At 41.4% G+C, this 1269-nt stretch carries 1 protein-coding gene; it reads left to right on the top strand.

Annotation, left to right across the window (positions count from 1 at the left end; all coding sequences use genetic code 11):
- A protein-coding gene (locus tag RG608_RS11475) for an IS3 family transposase (RefSeq protein ID WP_308947000.1) occupies positions 1-1269 on the top strand; the annotation gives its coding sequence in 2 pieces (ribosomal slippage) (positions 1-456 and positions 456-1269; 1270 coding nt annotated over the 2 pieces). This gene is flagged as partial in the annotation.

Here is a 1269-nt window from a genome sequence, read left to right as displayed (position 1 = left end):
TAAGCTATGAAGACAAGGTTAAAATCTATCACTTGCGAAAAAATGGTGCAACTATCAAATCATTATCAAAACAATTTGAGATCCATCAGTCAGGGATTGAATATCTGATTCGACTGATTGATAGGCATGGGGTAGGCATTGTCAAGAGAGGTAAGAAGACTTACTATTCTCCAGAATTAAAACTAGAAATAATCCATAAAGTGCTCATTGACGGCCAGTCCAGACTCCAAGTTTCGCTTGATCATGCCCTTCCTAACAGGGGAACACTTTCCAATTGGCTGGCACAATATAAGAAAAATGGGTATACTATTGTTGAGAAACAAAGAGGGAGACCGCCAAAGATGGGACGTAAGAAAAAGAAAACTTGGGAAGAAATGACGGAACTAGAGCGACTCCAAGAAGAGAACGAACGTCTTAGAACGGAGAATGTCTATCTAAAAAAGTTGAGGGAGTTACGCTTAAGGGACGAAGCCTTACAGCGCGAAAAGCAGAGACAATTAGAGAGATGGTCAAGGGAGGATTCCGATTAAGTTTCCTGCTAGCTGCCGCTAAACTCTCTCGTGCAACTTACTATTACCAGCTAAAACAGCTGGACAAACCAGACAAGAATCAAGAGTTAAAAGCTGAAATTCAATTGATTTATGATGAGCACAAGGGAAACTATGGTTATCGTCGGATCTACTTTGAACTTCTCAATCGTGGTTTTCATATCAATCACAAGAAAGTTCAGCGATTGATGCAGGTGATGGGGCTGCAAGCTCGAATTCGTCGGAAACGGAAGTATTCTTCTTACAAGGGGGAGATTGGTAAGAAGGCAGATAACTTCATTCAGCGTCAGTTTGAAGGGTCTAGGCCTTACGAAAAGTGCTACACAGATGTGACTGAATTTGCTTTGCCAAACGTCAATGGAAAGCTGTATTTAGCCCCAGTTTTGGATGGATACAATAGCGAGATTATTTCTTTTACCTTATCACGTTCACCTGACTTGAACCAGGTCAGAACAATGTTAGCCAAGGCTTTTCCTGCAGAAACCTACAAGGGAACCATTCTCCACAGTGACCAAGGCTGGCAGTATCAGCACCAAGCTTACCATCAATTCTTAGAAGCGAAAGGAATTATCCCATCTATGTCTCGCAAGGGCAACAGCCCAGACAATGGGATGATAGAATCCTTCTTTGGTATCCTCAAATCTGAGATGTTCTACGGTTATGAAAAGAGCTATCAATCGCTTGATGAGCTGGAGAAAGCTATTACAAATTACATTGTTTA

This window comes from Streptococcus sp. IsoGale022, assembly GCF_031142805.1.
GTDB lineage: Bacteria > Bacillota > Bacilli > Lactobacillales > Streptococcaceae > Streptococcus > Streptococcus sanguinis_A.
This window is presented reverse-complemented; position numbering and strand designations above follow the sequence as displayed.